The sequence below is a fragment of the Mucilaginibacter flavidus genome (assembly GCF_024055575.1).
In the GTDB taxonomy this organism is placed as follows: domain Bacteria; phylum Bacteroidota; class Bacteroidia; order Sphingobacteriales; family Sphingobacteriaceae; genus Mucilaginibacter; species Mucilaginibacter flavidus.
This window is the reverse complement of sequence record NZ_JAMXOE010000018.1, coordinates 73,458-91,447: the sequence shown is the minus strand read 5'-3', so window position 1 is coordinate 91,447 and position 17,990 is coordinate 73,458. Positions and strand designations below refer to the sequence as shown.

At 41.8% G+C, this 17,990-nt stretch carries 17 protein-coding genes; 11 read left to right on the top strand and 6 right to left on the bottom strand.

The window, feature by feature from the left end:
• The first annotated feature begins 139 nt into the window (after positions 1-139).
• Positions 140-1,564, top strand: coding sequence for an oligosaccharide flippase family protein (locus NAF19_RS22195; RefSeq protein WP_252792537.1), 1,425 nt, complete (start codon positions 140-142; stop codon positions 1,562-1,564).
• Positions 1,561-2,775, top strand: coding sequence for a glycosyltransferase family 4 protein (locus tag NAF19_RS22190; protein WP_252792536.1), 1,215 nt, complete (start codon positions 1,561-1,563; stop codon positions 2,773-2,775). The genes NAF19_RS22195 and NAF19_RS22190 overlap by 4 nt, the downstream gene beginning before the upstream one ends.
• 8 nt (positions 2,776-2,783) lie before the next feature.
• Here NAF19_RS22190 and NAF19_RS22185 read toward each other — a convergent pair whose 3' ends face one another.
• On the bottom strand, positions 2,784-3,578 hold the full coding sequence (locus NAF19_RS22185; RefSeq protein ID WP_252792535.1) for a glycosyltransferase family 2 protein: 795 nt from the start codon (positions 3,576-3,578) through the stop codon (positions 2,784-2,786).
• A gap of 304 nt (positions 3,579-3,882) precedes the next feature.
• On the opposite strand from NAF19_RS22185, the gene NAF19_RS22180 reads away from it, so the two are divergent.
• The 5 genes from NAF19_RS22180 to NAF19_RS22160 all read left to right on the top strand — a co-directional run bounded on the left by NAF19_RS22180 (position 3,883) and on the right by NAF19_RS22160 (position 8,160).
• Complete coding sequence (locus NAF19_RS22180) at positions 3,883-4,524, top strand: RNA polymerase sigma factor (RefSeq protein WP_252792534.1); 642 nt, start codon at positions 3,883-3,885, stop codon at positions 4,522-4,524.
• The gene (locus tag NAF19_RS22175) at positions 4,521-5,897 is read left to right on the top strand and encodes a porin family protein (protein ID WP_252792533.1); all 1,377 of its coding nucleotides are present in this window, start codon (positions 4,521-4,523) and stop codon (positions 5,895-5,897) included. Before NAF19_RS22180 ends, NAF19_RS22175 begins: the two co-directional genes overlap by 4 nt.
• 5 nt (positions 5,898-5,902) lie before the next feature.
• A complete protein-coding gene (locus tag NAF19_RS22170; RefSeq protein WP_252792532.1) occupies positions 5,903-6,445 on the top strand; it encodes a YceI family protein in 543 nt (180 codons plus the stop codon).
• A gap of 25 nt (positions 6,446-6,470) precedes the next feature.
• Positions 6,471-7,418 (top strand): DUF5777 family beta-barrel protein, encoded by a 948-nt coding sequence (locus NAF19_RS22165; RefSeq protein WP_252792531.1) that lies wholly within the window; start codon positions 6,471-6,473, stop codon positions 7,416-7,418.
• 82 nt (positions 7,419-7,500) lie between these two features.
• Positions 7,501-8,160, top strand: a complete 660-nt coding sequence (locus tag NAF19_RS22160) for a hypothetical protein (RefSeq protein ID WP_252792530.1) — start codon at positions 7,501-7,503, stop codon at positions 8,158-8,160.
• Between the two features lie 32 nt (positions 8,161-8,192).
• On the opposite strand, the gene NAF19_RS22155 is transcribed toward NAF19_RS22160, so the two are convergent.
• Genes NAF19_RS22155 through NAF19_RS22135 form a run of 5 tightly spaced genes read right to left on the bottom strand, consistent with a single transcriptional unit; the run spans position 8,193 to position 13,795 of the window.
• A complete protein-coding gene (locus NAF19_RS22155; RefSeq protein ID WP_252792529.1) occupies positions 8,193-9,017 on the bottom strand; it encodes a class I SAM-dependent methyltransferase in 825 nt (274 codons plus the stop codon).
• Positions 9,014-10,474 carry a B12-binding domain-containing radical SAM protein gene (locus NAF19_RS22150; protein WP_252792528.1) on the bottom strand — a complete coding sequence of 487 codons (1,461 nt, stop codon included), beginning with the start codon at positions 10,472-10,474 and terminating at the stop codon, positions 9,014-9,016. The genes NAF19_RS22155 and NAF19_RS22150 overlap by 4 nt, the downstream gene beginning before the upstream one ends.
• 10 nt (positions 10,475-10,484) lie before the next feature.
• Positions 10,485-11,531 carry a radical SAM protein gene (locus tag NAF19_RS22145; RefSeq protein WP_252792527.1) on the bottom strand — a complete coding sequence of 349 codons (1,047 nt, stop codon included), beginning with the start codon at positions 11,529-11,531 and terminating at the stop codon, positions 10,485-10,487.
• Positions 11,532-11,536: 5 nt separating this feature from the next.
• Entirely contained in the window at positions 11,537-12,280 is a 744-nt protein-coding gene (locus tag NAF19_RS22140; protein WP_252792526.1) for a class I SAM-dependent methyltransferase, read from the bottom strand.
• Between the two features lie 12 nt (positions 12,281-12,292).
• Positions 12,293-13,795: a B12-binding domain-containing radical SAM protein gene (locus NAF19_RS22135; RefSeq protein WP_252792525.1), complete on the bottom strand. Its 1,503-nt coding sequence runs from the start codon at positions 13,793-13,795 to the stop codon at positions 12,293-12,295.
• 338 nt (positions 13,796-14,133) lie between these two features.
• Between NAF19_RS22135 and NAF19_RS22130 the strand changes: the two genes are divergently transcribed.
• From NAF19_RS22130 to NAF19_RS22115, 4 genes are read left to right on the top strand one after another with little or no spacing between them, the layout of a single operon-like run.
• Entirely contained in the window at positions 14,134-14,874 is a 741-nt protein-coding gene (locus tag NAF19_RS22130; RefSeq protein ID WP_252792524.1) for a class I SAM-dependent methyltransferase, read from the top strand.
• Complete coding sequence (locus NAF19_RS22125; protein ID WP_252792523.1) at positions 14,874-16,043, top strand: amidohydrolase family protein; 1,170 nt, start codon at positions 14,874-14,876, stop codon at positions 16,041-16,043. The genes NAF19_RS22130 and NAF19_RS22125 overlap by 1 nt, the downstream gene beginning before the upstream one ends.
• Positions 16,040-17,047, top strand: coding sequence for a polysaccharide deacetylase family protein (locus NAF19_RS22120; protein ID WP_252792522.1), 1,008 nt, complete (start codon positions 16,040-16,042; stop codon positions 17,045-17,047). Before NAF19_RS22125 ends, NAF19_RS22120 begins: the two co-directional genes overlap by 4 nt.
• On the top strand, positions 17,040-17,990 hold the full coding sequence (locus tag NAF19_RS22115; RefSeq protein ID WP_252792521.1) for a GNAT family N-acetyltransferase: 951 nt from the start codon (positions 17,040-17,042) through the stop codon (positions 17,988-17,990). Before NAF19_RS22120 ends, NAF19_RS22115 begins: the two co-directional genes overlap by 8 nt.

The following is a 17,990-nucleotide window of genomic DNA, read 5'->3' as shown; positions in this document are numbered from 1 at the left end:
CTCATGCGAGAACTTAACTCTATTTTTTGGCTAAATTTGCATAGGCAGGCAGCCAAAAGTGCGAATCCCCCGTAGTGCACTATGTACAACAAACTGAAAGATTATATTAATTTTGATGCTGCGCCATAAATAATCAATATTGACAAAACACAGGTTACTAACTAAAATATTCTCATCGGGCTTGCAGGCAATTTCTGTACAGGTGCTGGGGGCATTTTTCTTTTATTTTATCTCAGTTTACCTGTCGAAATATGATTTTGGCGTTATCAGCTGGACTAACGCCGTCTCTATATTGATAACTACGGTTCTTGGCTTTGGGCTGGAGCAGGTAGTAGTGCGGCGAGTCGCGGCTTCCCGGCAATCAGATTGGGCAGCAACCGCTTTTTTTATCCATTCCATAACCGGGTTTTTAATAACGTTTTTATTCCTGTTACTGCTTAACAACATAATGGGCACAAAAGCAGGCTTGTATAAACAATTACCCTGGTTCTTTTTAGCGCAAGGGCTTATTTTTATTGGTGTGCCCTTAAAGCAATTTTTAAATGCCAAAGAAAAATTTACGCCTTACGGAGTTATCAGCATAATCAGTAATATTGGTAAAATAGCCGCTGCCTGGCTGCTGTTAAAGCAGGGTATTCTTTATATAAACACCGTTTTGGCGATTTTAATTTGCGCAGGGGTGTTTGAACTTGTCGGCTTACTTGTTTACCTGCTTGCGAAAACAAGCTTTGATCTAAAATTCCGATTCAAGGCGTATATAAAACTTATTAGGGAATCGTCGGCACAATACATATCAGTTATATTTGATATCAGCCTGTCGCGAATGGATTGGATTCTGCTTGGGATCATGACAAGCACCAGCATTTTAGCCGACTATAGCTTTGCTTACCGGGCTTATGAGCTTTCCCGGTTACCGATGTTGATCATTGCCCCGATAATTTTACCGCGCTTTGCGAGGTTATTAAGCGGAAACGGCAATATTAATATTGAATACCAAAAGTATATTACAGCATTCAATGTTGTGGAGTTGTTTTTCGCAGCTTTAATCCCGTTAATACTAAATATTTTATGGGTGCCTGTTATTTCTTTAATAACTCATGGCAAATATGGTAGTTCAAACTCGCTGCAGTTTTTAATATTGTCGGGTTGTATCCCCTTGCAATTTTTCATCAACCTGCTGTGGTCGATAAGCTTTGCCGCGAAAAAGTACAAATCTGTATCAATCGTAACGATAGTGTGCGCAGTCACAAATGTTTGCCTGAACCTGATTTTGATACCAAGGTTTGGTGGTTTAGGGGCGGCCACCGCATTCTTAGGTACCACGTTACTGCAGGCATTGCTGTATTACAGGCTGGTGAACCGCCAAATCACACTGATATCTATCTGGCCGATTTTGATTTTTACCGCTGAAGCTGTCGGAGTTTACTTCGCAAGTATCCAGCTAAAAATCAATTTCTTACTCCAGGGATTATTTGCTGTTTTTTTGTACATGTTAATCACAATACTGACCAGGCAAATAACACGCGTGCACATCAATAACTTTAAAAATTTACTCAATAAATGAATATCCTATACCTGTGCGATGAATACCCCCCCGGCAGGCATGGCGGTATCGGTACATCTGTAAGGTTGCTGGCCCAGCAAATGGCAAAACACGGGAATAAAGTGGTAGTTGCCGGTTTATATGGCCCGGGTTATGGCGGCGCCGATGAATTCGATGACGAGGGTGTTAAAGTTTTTCGTTTTCGCAGGGGGTATAATTTTGATTTTTTAGGCGACGAAACGTCGTTGCTATCACGGATTGGTATGCGCTTGCTAAACGAATCTGGTCTGATGGAACGGGATATCAAAAAAAGCCTGGCTATCTATCAAATTAGGCTGGAAGAAATCATTGCAGAATACAATATCGATATTGTTGAGATGCCCGACTACAACGATTACGTACGGTTTTGTAAAAGCGTAGTTCCGTTCCCAAAATTGTCGGTTCCGGTGATGGTAAAAATGCACGGTACTATCACCTACTTTAAAAACGAAGCGAAGCAAGCCGTTCCCGCCAACGTCCTCCAAATGGAGCAGGTTATTTTAAACCGGGCGACAGGTATATCGTCGGCAAGTAAATACACGGCTGATAAAAGCGCACTATACCTATCTTATAATAAACATATTACTGTGCTATACAATGGAATAGATACAAACATCCCGGCGAAAAACATCATCAAAAAGGCGAAGCAGGTAATATTTACCGGAACTTTGTTAGAGAAAAAAGGAATATACCAACTGGCTAAAGCGTGGAATATTGTAAATAAATCCTGTCCTGATGCGCAGTTGTTCATACTGGGCAAAGGCCCGCTGCAAAAGGTCAGGGCTTACTTAAATGCTGCGGCTGAATCTTCGGTGATTTTTAAAGGCCATGTTGCGACCAATGAATTATATTCGTTTTTACAGGAATCTGCAATAAGTGTATTTCCATCGTATGCCGAGGCATTTGCGCTGGCGCCGCTAGAGGCGATGGCCTGTGGCACTGCTGTAATAAATTCAAACCGCACATCGGGCCCGGAATTGCTGGGGGATGAAACCACCGGGCTGCTTATCGATCCTGATAATGTAGAGCAAATAGCATCGTCAATAATTTACCTTTTAAATAACCCCGATGTTTGCACAAGCTTGGCAAAAAATGGATACGAAAGGGTTAAGGAACGATTCGAAATAAGTAAGATTGCACAGGAAAATCTGGCTTTCTACCAGAAAGTGTTAGACGGTATCGCCCCAATATAAGCAGGGTATTAATACTCAACCACCAACCTGTCCTTCGCAGGTTGCCGTTCGCCATTGGTTTCCATCTGGCTTAAAAAATGATATTTGCGGCGAGTATTTTTAACAGTGATTTTGGCTATTTCCCAGCCTTCACGGCCATCCAAAAAGCCCAGGCAAAAAATATAATTTTTGATAAAACCAAAAATTGGGGATATATACAATTTAATTACGCTGGCCTTTTTACCAGCCCGGAAATATTTTTTTGCACTTAGCTTTGCGTAGTAACTGCCTTTATTATCAAACTCCTGCACGTTTTGCACCGAATAATGGTGAATAGCACCTTCTATTTTTTTCTTTTGGAAATGCGATGGTATCACCAGCGTTTCATGAACCATCGTTTCCGACCATTTTACCCAATTGCGGTTAAACAGGCGAATATGATGGTCGCGCCCCCAGCTGCCAAAACGGATAGGTTTGCCCCCAAAGTACGAGCGGAATTTAATATCGTAAATAACCCGGGTGTCGCTTAAATCGATGTTATGAATGGCTTTAATCAGTTCATAGTCAGGTATCTCATCAGCATCTACGCTTAGTATCCATCCATATTTAGCTTCTTCAATGCCTTTGTTTTTGTTGGCACCGTAACCATCCCAGTTCTTTTTGTGAGCCTTGCAGTTGTGCCCCTCAACAATACTTGAAGCGCCGTCATCATCTCCGTTGTATACAACTATAACATCATCGGTTAGTTTCCTGGCCTGTTCTATACAGCCATTAATAATGTCAGCAGCATTTTTTGTAATCATAACAACAGAAACCGGAACCATTTATTTAAATTTAGATGCCTTTAACGGCGGTGTTTGTTAATTATATCGGTAATCCGGGCTAAATGGTTGCCTTTGATATAAATTTTAAGCAAATAAATTTCGCCTGGAAATTTAAAACTTCTGGCAGGGATTATTAAATAAATATAGAAACGGTATTATAATATACGTTTTTAATTATTTGATTATCAATTAATTATACACGTTCCGCAATTTTTTAAAAGCCGGAAGGCAACCTTTTTTTAACAATCAACGTGATAACGTTTAGAACAATGGGAACTACATTAGCTAACAGGATTTAACCCATATGGGAGAAGAAGAGTTACATCAACTGATCGCGGGCTGCATAAAACAGGACAGGAAATGCCAGAAAATGCTTTATAAAGCCTTCTACGGTTTTTCGATGGGGATTTGCCTGCGCTATGCCGGGAACCGCGATGAAGCGGCGGAGGTGATGAACCAGGGTTTTTTTAAGGTGTTTACCCATATCCAAAGCTTTGACACCAGCAGGCCGTTCAAGGCGTGGCTGGGTAAGATAATGATGAATGTCTCCATTGATTACTACAGGGCCAATTTAAAAATGGCCTACACAGAAGATTTGGAAAAGGCCGAACACGTAAGCGATGGCGACATTGCCGATAAAAACCTGAATTATAATGATCTTTTAGCGATGGTGCAAAAGCTCCCCCAGGCTTATCGCACGGTGTTTAACCTTTTTGCAATTGAAGGTTATTCGCACGAAGAAATCGCAACAATGCTTAACATAAATGCCGGCACTTCAAAGTCGAATTTGCATAAGGCCAGGCAAAAGCTAAAAAACATGATATTAAAGGCAGATTCGTCTGCCGGTGGTGCTAATTATAATAATGGCATGGATTGCACCCCGATAGTAGCTATCAAAGCGATAAACATGAACGGGGTGTTTTTAAACAAAGGTATTAGAGAATGAACACAGAGAACGAAAAAAGATTAGACGATCTTTTTAAAAAGAAGCTGGAGGACCCGGTCGATGAGATCCGGTACGAGGAGGGAGATTGGGATGCGCTCGAGCAGCTGCTGGATAAACCCAAACGCAAAGGGATTATTTATTTGTGGCCTATTTTAAGTGGTGTTGCTGCACTAATGTTAGTTTTTTTAGGTTGGTGGGCTTTACGCCCTAAAAATGGCGGACAGCAAAGTGGCAATCCTACGCAAATAGCTGCTCACCCTAAAAAAGATACGATAATCGACAATAAATCAATTGCAGGCACGAAAAGGCCCGACACCATTATTGATAAACCGGCTATCGCCCAACAAGCTGTAAAAGACACTGCTATTGATAAGTCCCAAACTATTGCCGGCAAAAAAACAAATAGTATTGCAAAGGATAAAGTACAGAGCATTGCCGGCAAAAAAGTATTAAAAAATAACCTGCAAAAGCAACCAGCAACCCTTGCAGTTAAAAATGATAAACAACAATTTGCCACAACACCAGTAAGCCCGAAAAAGGATACTATTATTGACAAAGCGGTTAAAAACAACAATGTAAGTAACGATGCTTACGCTATAAACCAGGCGCCGGTTACCAAATCTGCAACAACAGATAACAAGCCAGCGGTAATACAACCCGCTGTAACGCAACCAGCGGTTGATACAAAGAATGGCTTGGCCACCAATACACCGGTTAAGCCAAAGGTAAAACCGCAAATGGCGTACCGCCCACAATATACTTTAAGTGTGATTGCAGCACCTGATTTAAATGGAGTAAATTCATTTGCGCAAAGCAAAGTAGGCACAAATATAGGTTTGACTTTTGCGGTAGGGCTATCGCGTAAACTTACGGTAACAACCGGCGCATTGTATTCGGTTAAACCTTATGCAACCAATTTTAACAACTACCGCAATGGCGTTAAATGGCCTGTGTCGCCGCAGGAAGTTACTGCGGATTGCCGGATGCTTGATATCCCTTTAAATGTTAGCTACCAGGTTTACCACCGTAATCAAAATAAATTGTCGTTCGGCACCGGGTTGTCATCATACATTATGCTGCACGAGAGTTATAAATTTGAATATAATGCGAGTAGTATCACCAGTAGCTATAGCGGCGGCAGTAATGCTACAGGGCCTTCAACAATAAACGTTGCTAACCCCGGCAAATACTTTTTTGGCGTGGTAAACTTAAATGCTACTTATGAACATCAAATTAACTCAAAGGTTGGTATCAGCATACAACCATATATGAAAATTCCTTTATCAAACATTGGCTACAGCCAGGTTAAACTACAGTCTACCGGCGTTGCGGTAGGGCTAAGCTGGAACTTAAATTCGTTAACAAAACCCTAGAAAGAATGAAATATCTAAGTATTATGTTACTTGCCTGGATGATAACCTTCCAGGCGGGACAGGACCTCTACGTTTGCAAAAATGCCAGTATAACACTGTTTTCAACTGCACCAATAGAGGATATTAAGGCCGAAACATCAACGGGTGCCTCCGTATTCAATGCTGCTACCGGCGAGCTAAACTTCACAGTGCTTATCAGTTCGTTCAAGTTCCCTAAATCATTAATGCAGGAGCATTTTAACTCTGATTATATGGAGAGCGACAAATACCCGCGCGCTACTTTTAAAGGCAAAATAGCTGAAAAAATTGATGTGACTAAGGATGGAAGCTACCCGGTAAATGTAACCGGCGATTTAACCGTGCACAATGTAACCATGAAACGCACCATATCCGGTACTATGACGGTGAAAGGCGGGGCGATAAGTATGAAATCGGAATTTATGGTAAAATGCGCCGACCATCATATTGACATTCCAAAAATTGTATTTCACAACATAGCCGAGAGCATCAAAATGACGGTTTCGGCAAATTATGTACTTTATAAATAACCATCACACACTAAACACTCCCGATATGAAAAGATGTATAATCCTGTTAAGTTTCATGTTAGCAAGCGTGACCTTAATGGCCCAGAAGGGCGATTCCGACAAAAAAACAACTGCAGCCGACTCGCTGTTGAACTCAATGAGCAATGATGACGCAAAAGGGCCTATGGAAATTTATAAATCATCCAGGCTTGTTTTATCGCAAAGCACAAAAACGATCAAGAAAAATAATTTCAACTTTTTGGTAATACACCGTTTTGGCGATTTTGCAGGTAAAAACGGTGGCGGCAAGTTATACTACGGTCTCGATGATGTGGCAGATGTTTACATTGGGTTTGAATATGGCCTGACCGACAATCTTAATATCGACATGGGGCGCAGCACAATTGGCGGTCTTGCCGATTTGGAACTGAAATATGCTGTGCTGCACCAGGCTAATGGCGGCTCACCATTTGCCATAACTTTATTGGGCGAAACCGCCTTAAGGCCCTACGGTAAGGATTTTACCAAAGCGTCTGACAGGTTCTCTTATTTTGGGCAGGTTTTGATAGCACACAGCTTTTCGCCGGGTAATGTATTGCAAATAGCGCCATCTGTAGTTCGCAACAACACACCAATACCATTTGTGCCCGGTAACGATCTTGACTTTATTGCGCTGAACGCTACTTTACGTTTAAAACTTTCAAAAGCCGCGGGCTTTATAATTGACTATGCTCATTCTTTCTCGTCATTCCAGCATACCCAGGGCAACGGCTTTTCCGACCCACTGGGCTTTGGTTTCGAAATGGAAACAGGCGGACACGTATTTACACTTAACGTAACCAACGCCCGCGCTGTTAACGAAATAAACTACCTAAGCGGCACCCAGTCGAGTTATGGCCGCGGACAATACAGGATAGGTTTTACCATATCGAGGATGTTTGATTTTAACGGGCATAAAAAAGACAAGAAGGAAAAGAAGGAAGGCAATAATTAACCATAAAAAGTTAAAATTGCACCATAACCAGGGCCGGTATTTTTATAGCTTTATTAGCTGTAAACTTATACCGGCCTTTGTTATGCAATGCAAATCCTTTATCGCAAGCACAGCTTGTTTTATTGTTTTTTTCCTGTCTGTTAATCGCGTCATTGCCCAGGCAGATGCCGTTGGTATGTTTGACAAGCATGAAGATATTGGTCACCCTAAAAATGCCGGCGCAGCAACTTACGATAAAGTTACCCACGTCTATTTTTTAAAGGGATCCGGCTATAACATCTGGTTTAACCGCGACGAATTTCAATTCGTTTACAAAAAAATAAAGGGTGACTTTACCGCCACCGCAAATTTTGAATTTATAGGCGCAAAAGGCAACAATCATCGTAAAATTGGTTGGATGATAAGAGAATCTAATGACGAAAAATCCATCGAACTAAATACAGTTGAGCATGGCGATGGACTTACTGTAATGCAGTGGCGTTCGCTCACCGGCGAAAACATGAAAGACCCGGAGGGCGAAATATTTTACCCTGAAAAAAAGTTCGAAGTAATTCAGTTACAGCGTATAGGGAAGCGACTGATCATGCGTATAGGCCACGTTGGCGAACCTTTGAAAACCGTAGGTGCACATATAATGAAAAACATGCCGGATGAAGCACTGGTAGGTTTATTCATTTGCTCACACGACCCTGAAGTAATTGAAGAAGCAAGGGTTTGGGATGTGCATATTGATATCCCCTGATAAAATAGAATATCCACAAATGATATGAGCGACTATTTCTTTGTTAAAGAAATAATATAATAGTCCCCAATATATTTCCAGGGCCAGGTAGTTTTTAACTTATCTTCTTTATTTTTCAAAAATTGATACGCTTTGGGGTGCTTTTCAGCGAAACCTTCTATGTATGATGGCGGTACGATGGTGCATAAGCCTTCTAAGCCATTTACACTAAATTTATCCCCGAGATTTTTTATGATAAAAGATGGATTATAATACCAACACTTAAAGTATACCCCTTCAATGTGCGCCGTCGCCCCTTTGTTGCTAAAAAACCTGCGGAATGCCGTACGAAATTTCCCCTTAAAAATCATTAAGGTTTCCCAAAGGCAAAATTTCGGTAAAATCACAAGAGTAACTGTCCCCCCGGGTTTTAGCAGATTATTAAATGATGCCAGTACTTTATCCAAATCACCTGTGCAATTAAGACCTGCGAAGTTGGAAAATATATGGTCGTACGGACCAGCTTTCTCTATTTTATAAAGCTGAGTATAGGAACATATTTCGGTGCTAATATGGTGCTCCAAACCATTCAGCACAACCTTCCGTTGTAGCTCCTGTTGCATCCCTTCAGATATATCAGTTGCATGAACTATGTGGCCCCGGTTTGCAAAAAATAATGCATCCTCGCCTGTGCCGCTGTTCAGCTCCAGGATTGAGCTGCCGGGCGCCAGCAATCTTAAAACATGATCGCGCACCCGTTCCCTTTTATAGTTAATAATGGTATTGCCAGAGTACAACTCATCAAAAATAACCGACTGTGTGCTAAACGCCGATTCCGCCTGTTGCTCGTTGATATTTGCCCCTGCTGCTGCCATCATGCTTCCTCCAGCTTCCGTAGTTTCAGGCCTTCGATAAGTGTTGCAGGCGCATGATAAATCACCGAAACGGCTTTCCTGATACTTTTAAAATTAGCACTTAACGGGTTATGAATTAGTTTAACCAGGCTGTTTTTAGCGAGGTGTTTATGATAGTTTTGGTGCACGTACTTGTGCAGCTGTTTGTAATACGATGGAGGGAAAGTATTGCTGAACATCAGCGCCATCTCGTCTGAATCTGTCCAGTTGGTTTTTTTCTTTAAATCAGCTTTAACCCTATCGTAAAACACGGTACCGGGTAGCGGGTATGATACCGATATACCTATTTCAAAAGGCAATAATTCGTTTATCATATCAATGGTTAATTTAATATCATCCTTCAATTCGCCTGGATACCCGAATTGGATAAAAAACGATGGTTTGATATTATTTTCCTTCATCAGCCGGGTAGCGTCGCGTATTTGCGCAATGGTGATGCCTTTATCCATGGCATCCAATATCTGCTGCGAGCCGCTCTCAGCTCCTATCCAAACGTTTTCACAGCCGGCTAGCGCGAGGGCTTTAACGGTTTCCTCATCGGCCAACAAATCAGCCCGGGATTGTATTTTAAACCTTATTTTAATATTTTCGATATACAGCAGCTTTGCAAATTCTTTAACCCATCCGGGTTTCAAGCCGAAAATATCGTCGCAAAACCATATATGATCCATTTGATAGCGATCCTTAAGCATTTTAATCTCGGCAACCACGTTTTCAGGGCTGCGTGAGTTGTAGCGATTACCGTAAATTGGCTTGGCGCACCAGTTACATTTAAACGGGCAGCCCCTTGTGGTGCTCATGTTCAATGAAAAATACCCCGCGTTTTTGAGCCACGTTTGGCGATAAATATCTATGTCGATTAAATCCCAGGCCGGCAAGGGCAGGCTGTCTAAATCTTTTAAAACCGGGCGACCGGTTGTTTTGGTAACAGCGCCGTTTTTTATATAAGCAAGGCCGTTTATAGAATCAAAATTACTTAGGCCGTCTTTTATGTGGGTGGTTAGCTCCAGCAGGGTATGCTCGGCCTCTCCTATTATCACAAAATCGGCCCCTTCTGCTAAATATTCTGCGTAACGGTCTGTCGAGTCCGAACTTGAAACGATAACAGTGCAGCCATTGGCTTTAGCTATTTTACACATTTCAAAGGCCGCCTCGCGCATGTTTGTGAGGCACATTTTTGTGAGGTAATTAAAGCCATCGTCGTACACCACAAAATAGCCGGGTTTATTTTTTTCCAGCGATGACTTAATTTCCTGCGGATCACTCACAAACATGGTATCAAAAAGCGAAACTGTATAGTTATTTTGGCGCATAAAAGCGGCGGCGTAAATGGTGCCCAGCGGTGGGTAAGGCTGCCCCAACTGCCATTGCTTTGGGTCAAAACGCAAAAAGTAGGAATGTGAAAACAAGATACTCTTCATACTTTATAAATTAAGCCAGCTTTGCAAACGGCGACAGATTTAGTGAACATACGCATTTTATGCAGGCATCATTCTTACTCATCTCCAACGTTTTCCTGAAATTAACTGCGTTATCGCTATTTAAGATGACATCCAATGATGAATCCCTGATGTTGCCTATCACATCGTGAAAAAAGCAGGGCCTTACATTCCCATCCGCCTCAATAACTGTAGATACCCATGGCGCATTACATTTTTTGAAAGGAAAAGGATTTAACCCATAAAATGCGGCATAATAATTGTAAATGTCCTGTATCTTCTCCCGCGATTCGGCAATAAACCTGTTGGTGAAATTTGATGAATTACTGATTATGCGCGTTATTACTTCCTGCAGCTCTGGCAACTCGCGTTCGGAAATTAATATTTCGTGCTGCTTGGGTTCTTCCCAGGCCATTTGTCGGTTAAATGCATGACTGCTTACGTCGGCAGGTAAAAAGCTGACCTGATCTATCCCCATCAACCGCGCCGCATTGATTATGGCTTCCCAGTTCCTGAAGTTTAAACGGTGTATAACAGTACGGGCAGTTATCCGATAATACGGATTTATTGACTTAATACACTCAACGCCATCCCTCAACTTACTAAAAGCATTCGGAATGTTCCGGATGGCATCATGCAGCGGCTCATCTCCATCAATTGATACGATAACATTGCTAACAAACTCCAGTATTTGAAGGGCGTGCTTTTTAATAGTGAGCCCGGTTGTAAGCAAGGTTACCTTGATGTTGTTTTGCTTAAGGATCTGGCACAGCTTAAAAAAATTGGCATTCAGCAAAGCTTCCCCACCAGACATTAGGACTTCCTGCGTACCAAATTTTTTCATGGCACCAAGCAAGCCAAAAACGTCATCTTCTGTTAGCTGCTTCAGGTTTTTGTTATCTTTCCAGATATCGCACATCACGCAGCGGCAATTACATGCGCTGTGGGGCATCAAAATAACTATAGGCAATGCCGATACAATACTTGTTTTTAAAGTACGATGCCTTTTATAGGTATGTAATAGCGATTGCCCCGGCATAATATTTAATGTTTTATGGTCACCCAGTAAAATGGGTCTCTTTTACTCATTTTATTGACCAGCCTGTGCGGGTTAAATAATACCCGGTAATTAAATGGCTTCAAATCGTTTACAGTGTGATGGAAATAATAGGCCGCCATTTCGGGGTACCCCATGTCGTTGTAGTATTGTTCGGTCCGGCGAGCAGCACCTTCAACCTGGTTAGCACTGTAAAAATTTGTATCGATAATATGAATTTCGCCATTCCCTTTCAAACATGAAAGCGCACTTTGCAAAATATTTTTTAGCGATGGGAAATATTGTATGGATGCTGCAAATAAAATAACATCAAACTTTGAGCCCGAAAACATGGTGGGGTCGAAACCCGCACAAATAAAATCTAGCCTTTCGTTTTTAAAAAGACGTTTCGCCTGCATAATTTCAGGTTCGTTTACATCTATGCCGGTAACTTTTGAGCCTTTGATGGTTAACAGCATCGACGATAACCAACCATTGCCGCAGCCCACTTCTAAAATATTAAGCGGTTTGCTTTTTTCCTTCAGATAATCAATCAATCTTTTTGCCGATCTTTTCCTTACCTGCCATTCTTTATAATGGATATGTGTCGGTTCAATATCTGGCAAAAACATTACCTGGCAATCTGTTAAAACGCGTTTTTCCTGGTTTCGTACATCAATGTACAAATCTCCGAAAGCCGTATCTACGGTTTCATCACGTTTATTCTCAACACTTAAATTAACCAGGTGCACTTTAATATTGGATTAAAAACCTTGTATTTCGGGCTGGCGGTAACGCCAAACTTTTTGCAACAGCTTTATTTCGTACGGATATTTGTACATATTAACTTTGTAACGCAGGCCGGCCACCAATTGTATAGCCTTCCGTTTTATTAAATTAAGCCGGATGTCTGTAACTGTAGGATACACTCCGTTAAGCACCGTTTCAAAGTTCCGTATCTTATCAATCATATCAGGTGTGAGCCACGGGGTTAGCGGATTTTTCCGCAAGTCAAAACTTTCCCATGCAGGGCTTATCCAATCTTCTAAAGTTTGCGGAAAACGGAAACCGCTGGCCAATACCTGCTTATACATTTCCGAGCCTTCCGTAGGTACAGGGCTGTAGGTATAAATTATTATCTCTGTCTTTGGGTTTACGGCCTTAACTTTTTTAATAAAGTCAATCTCAAAATCAATCTGGGCCTGTACCTTTTCCGGTGTTGGCGCCGGTGTACCCAACACAAAGGAATATTCGGGGATGATATCGAACTTTTTTAACCGTTCGGCAAACTCAATAATCTGGTTACCGGTTTGGGTACCACCCTTATCCATCTGCGCCAAAACCTCGTTGTTACCACTCTCCGCCCCAAAGAAAATTATTTTGCAGCCAGCTTCCCGTATAGCCGCTAAAGATGAATCCTTAAACTTGCTCATGGTGTCAATACGCGCCATGCCCCACCATGTCATGTTCTCATCCTTCACCAGGTTCGCAAACTCAACCGCACGTTTTTCTGAAACAAAAAAGTTGTTGTCATGAAATTCGATAGCATCCGCCCCCCATTTATCCTTTATGTATTTTACATCTTTATAAATTGCCTGCGCAGATTTTCCTTTCCACCGTGCCTCGTATATCGGCACCACGGCACAAAATGAGCAGGTAAACGGACAACCTATACTGGAGTGATAGGCCAGTGTTTTATTCCCCAGGTAGGTTTTGCCTAAAAACTTGGTAATGGGATAAAACGTGCCCAACTTATCGTAAGGCAGCGGCGGGAGCGAATCCTGATCTATTAAATCTTCCTTCGCGGTCTTGGTTATTTTCCCATCAGGAGCCTTATAGATAAGGTTTTTAATAAATTCAAATGGCTGGCCGCTCTCTAAGGCATCAATTAAGTTAGGAAAAGCATGATCGCCGGGGCCGTTGATGATAAAATCGACATAACCCGAATACAACACCGCATTTGGTTGATTGGATGGAAAGTAACCGCCCCAAATCATGGTGGTATCAGGGAACTTTTGTTTTATCGCCTTAGCGGCGAGAATGGCCTGCCTCAATTGCGGCCCGGGCATAACTGTAAAGCCAAGATACTTGAACTCACCGCTGTTGAGGTACGATTCTATCTTTTTTATAGGGTCCGATTCACAATTACCGTCAACAATAACCCAATCATATTTATCATTAACCGATGCGGCAATGTTTAAAATTGAATTAGGGATGCGGTATTTATTAATTGAACTTTTGGGATTAAACAATAGTATCTTACTCATCTTTTGCTAACACGTTATGCGGTACCAGGGTAAAATCTCCGTAATACCGGCGGTTTTACACCACCGGTATTTCCCATACGGAGACATCAATTCACACAAAACCCAATTAACCCCAATTAAACAATTACTCAACAGTAATTACGCCCTGTAAAAAGCTATGGTTGCCTGCCGCATTAAATAATTTGCGTGGGCAACCGGCACAGCTATTTAAGCGTAATGACGAATAGAGAATTAGAGAATCAAGAGGCAAGAATCAGGAACCAATACAATAAGATATAGGATTTGGTGCTTAATTTTTATATCTTGACTCTTGGCTCTTGATTCCTGACTCTTTTACAATGATAGAAACGCTGAAAAAAATTTTCCGTAAAAACGTCCAACCAGCCGCCTTCAAAGAACGGGGAGTTGTAGAGGCATACGATATCTGGGCTGATGACTACGATGCGCAACCGGGTAACCTCATGCTCGATTTGGATGAACTGGTTTTTACCGAACTGTTGAATACTATCGATATAAAAAATAAAAACGTGGCCGATATTGGCTGTGGAACAGGCAGGCATTGGCCTAAAATTTTCAATGAAGACATTGCGAGTCTCACGGGTTTCGATGTTTCGCATGGCATGCTGGGAAAATTGCGCGAAAAATTCCCTTCTAATGAGACCTATGTGATTACTGATAACCATTTTTCAAAAATCCCTGATAACACGTACGATGTAATCCTGTCAACCCTTACAGTCGCCCATATTAAGAACCTTGAGGAGGCCTTAACCTCGTGGAGCCGCTTAGTAAAAGATAAAGGCGAAATTATCATTACTGATTTCCACCCCAATGCGCTGGCATCGGGCGGGCAGCGTACCTTTAAGCATAATAACACGCATATTGCGGTACAAAATTTTGTACACCCCACCGATAAAATTAAGGCGATACTTTCGAAAAATAATTTCAGGGTGATCAATGAGATCGAAAAACGCGTTGATGAAACCGTTCGGCACTACTACCAGGTACAAAACGCCATGCACGTTTACGAAAAATTTAAAGGCTTCCCAATAATATATGGGATACATTTCGGGAGGGAATAATGGTCCTGCAAAATGTTGATATATTGGGAACTGAGACACCGGTAAACATCCGGGTTTGCAACGGAAAGATAGCGGACATTAATCCGGCATCTGCCAACGGCAAAATTGTGCACCTCAGTATATCGTTTAACAACGCCATCGCTTTCCCCGGCCTCATCAACTCGCACGACCACCTGGATTTCAACCTGTTCCCCGCCCTTGGTGGCAAGGTTTTTAGTAATTACACCGAATGGGGTAAACATATACACGAGGCATATAAAGACGAAATTGCTGCCATAACAAAAATACCGGCAGCATTACGATTCCAATGGGGTGTTTACAAAAACCTGCTTTGCGGTGTTACCACCGTGGTTAATCACGGCGAAAAAAGTGGTTTAACAAATATGCCGATAACGGTTTTTGAAGAAACCCATTGCCTGCACTCAGTGCAGTTTGAAAAACAGTGGAAAGTAAAGCTGAATAACCCGGCAAAAAAGAGTCTGCCTGTAAACATACATGTTGGCGAGGGAACCGACGCGCAATCGTCGAAAGAAATTGACAAACTGATAAAATTTAACATTTTAAAACGAAAATTAATAGGCGTACATGGAGTTGCCATGTTGGGCGAGCAGGCCCAACATTTTGAAGCGATAGTATGGTGCCCCGAAACGAATTTCTTCCTGCTAAATAAAACCGCCCCGGTTAATGTATTGAGTAATCATACCGAAATTCTATTCGGGACCGACTCTACCTTAACCGGCAACTGGAACATTTGGGAACAACTACGACTCGCGAGGGACACCGGTATGCTTAGCGATGAAGGTCTTTTCGCGACCTTAAACCATAACCCGACCACTGTTTGGAAGCTGAATTGCGGCGATATTGCTACCGGCAAGGATGCAGATCTGGTAGTGGCAAAAAAACCTACAGGAAAAAATAGCTACAATGCCTTTTTTGCGCTTAATCCAGTGGAAATCTTGCTGGTAACCCACAAAGGGGAAATCAGCCTTTTTGATGAAGAATTGCTGCCGCAATTGCACGACATGGATTTAACCGGTTTTAGCCGCGTTTTTTTCACCGATTGTTGTAAATATGTAAAGGGTGATGTACCTGCATTGATAAAACAAATACGGATACACCAGCCAAACACTAAATTCCCTGTGACAATTAACGAAACAATCGAGGTATGAACCTGCTGCAAAAAATATCAGCCAGGGCTGTCAGGCGCGCCGTTTACCTCTCCAGGGATTTACAGCATACGCTTGGATTGGGCAATGGCATTTATAAATATTCAAAAGGCAACAGGATAATACTTTATCACGGTGTTTGTAGTAGCGAACCGTTAAAATTCAACACGCTTTTCATCACCAAAAAAACTTTTGAGGCACATCTTAAATTCTATAAAAAGCACTTTAATGTGGTGTCGCTGGATGATTACTACGCACAAAAATTCAGCAACGATAAGTTCAATATTTGCCTGACGTTTGATGACGGATTTGCGAATAACCTTAAATATGTTTTACCGCTTTTGCAGCAATACCAGGTGCCGGCAACATTTTTTATAACTGCTATAACAAGTGAAGGCCACAATGTTTTATGGAACGATTTTATCAGCATTTTTGGCAAGTACGGCCCGGATAAAATCGTTGTGAGTGATGAGACATACATAAAAAACGGGCATAACAAATATATTTCGACAACAACAGGTACGGGTTTAATTGAAAAGCTGTGGGGCTGTGGTTTTATCGAAAAGGCAGCGATGATGAAGGAATTGTACCCATTATCGCCCTTTAAAACAAACCCATCCGATTATGACTATTGGCAACAAATGTCTGTAAGCCAAATAGCGGAGTTATCGGCTTCGCCTTTTGTCACCATTGGCGCACATAGTCTCTATCATAACGATTTAGCAAGAATTAATATTAATGATGCTATGGCTGAGTTAGTTAAAAGCAAGATTTTTCTTGAAAACATTACCCAAAAAAGTATTTGCAGCTTTGCATTCCCCTACGGCTCCTACAGTCCCGAAGTTATTGCATCAGCAAAAAGAGCCGGTTATACCCAACTGCTTGCCACCGACTTTTTAAATCGGGCTGATAAAAGTGACGCCGCCATGCGCGAACGTTTTACCATAAATCCATTTATTTCAGTTAACAACCAAATGCGTGCAACCATAAAGGGTAGCTATGAGTAGTAAACCGGCCACCGATAAATATACCGTTGAAAGGTTAACCGCAGGCAACCTGGCTGATGTAGGGCTACTGCATAGTACCGTTTATGGAAAAGAGGTCTCCCGGGATTTTTTTGCAAAAAAATATAATACTACGTTCAGCGGTGTTGAATTTACAGGCTTTATTGCCTACACCACGTGGCGGCAGCCAATTGCATTTTATGCGGTTATACCGTGTTTTATAAAAGCTGACAACGGTGTTATTTTGGCTGCACAATCGGCCGATACGATGACACACCCTGCGCACCGTAACAGGGGGCTATTTGTGGAACTGGCTCTCACTACGTTTCAGCTATGCAGCGAACTGTGTATCAGGCTGCTTTTTGGCTTTCCAAATCAAAACTCCCTGCCCGGCTTTGTAAACAAGCTGGGCTGGCAGACGACGCATTATTTAGATTGTTTTATCATCCACACCCCGAATTTTTCGTGGAACCGTTTTTTTGGAAAATTACCGGCAATAAAAACGCTGCATGGCCGCTACCAGGAACGCGTTCTGAAGAAGCACCTGCTGCAGCAAAGAGGGATAGAAAATTCGGTATTTAATGACGGATGCAGTGGAGTTTACCGGGATGACAGTTATTTAAAATACAAGTCATACAACGATACAAAAGTTATTAAAGTAGGCCGTTCAACTTTATGGATTAAAATAAACGGCATACTTTTAATTGGGGATATTAATTTGCAGGCCGATGATTTTGACGATATGATGTACGAGCTAAAAAAACTTGCCGGTAAACTTGGGCTTAAACAAATACATTTTCATGCAAGCCCCGGAACTACCTTACACGGACTGTTTGCTATGCGGTTTAAATCTATTCAATCCTTTCCGGCAATATTTAAGGTATTAGGTGAGGATTTGCCGCTGGATAAAGTTAAATTCACATCAGCAGATATTGATACTTTTTAA

Coding starts and splice junctions, on each gene's coding strand:
- NAF19_RS22190 (WP_252792536.1), top strand. CDS start 1,561: ATGAATATCCTATACCTGTGCGATGAATACCCCCCCGGCAGGCATGGC.
- NAF19_RS22185 (WP_252792535.1), bottom strand. CDS start 3,578: ATGGTTCCGGTTTCTGTTGTTATGATTACAAAAAATGCTGCTGACATT.
- NAF19_RS22180 (WP_252792534.1), top strand. CDS start 3,883: ATGGGAGAAGAAGAGTTACATCAACTGATCGCGGGCTGCATAAAACAG.
- NAF19_RS22175 (WP_252792533.1), top strand. CDS start 4,521: ATGAACACAGAGAACGAAAAAAGATTAGACGATCTTTTTAAAAAGAAG.
- NAF19_RS22170 (WP_252792532.1), top strand. CDS start 5,903: ATGAAATATCTAAGTATTATGTTACTTGCCTGGATGATAACCTTCCAG.
- NAF19_RS22165 (WP_252792531.1), top strand. CDS start 6,471: ATGAAAAGATGTATAATCCTGTTAAGTTTCATGTTAGCAAGCGTGACC.
- NAF19_RS22160 (WP_252792530.1), top strand. CDS start 7,501: ATGCAATGCAAATCCTTTATCGCAAGCACAGCTTGTTTTATTGTTTTT.
- NAF19_RS22155 (WP_252792529.1), bottom strand. CDS start 9,017: ATGATGGCAGCAGCAGGGGCAAATATCAACGAGCAACAGGCGGAATCG.
- NAF19_RS22150 (WP_252792528.1), bottom strand. CDS start 10,474: ATGAAGAGTATCTTGTTTTCACATTCCTACTTTTTGCGTTTTGACCCA.
- NAF19_RS22145 (WP_252792527.1), bottom strand. CDS start 11,531: ATGCCGGGGCAATCGCTATTACATACCTATAAAAGGCATCGTACTTTA.
- NAF19_RS22135 (WP_252792525.1), bottom strand. CDS start 13,795: ATGAGTAAGATACTATTGTTTAATCCCAAAAGTTCAATTAATAAATAC.
- NAF19_RS22130 (WP_252792524.1), top strand. CDS start 14,134: ATGATAGAAACGCTGAAAAAAATTTTCCGTAAAAACGTCCAACCAGCC.
- NAF19_RS22125 (WP_252792523.1), top strand. CDS start 14,874: ATGGTCCTGCAAAATGTTGATATATTGGGAACTGAGACACCGGTAAAC.
- NAF19_RS22120 (WP_252792522.1), top strand. CDS start 16,040: ATGAACCTGCTGCAAAAAATATCAGCCAGGGCTGTCAGGCGCGCCGTT.
- NAF19_RS22115 (WP_252792521.1), top strand. CDS start 17,040: ATGAGTAGTAAACCGGCCACCGATAAATATACCGTTGAAAGGTTAACC.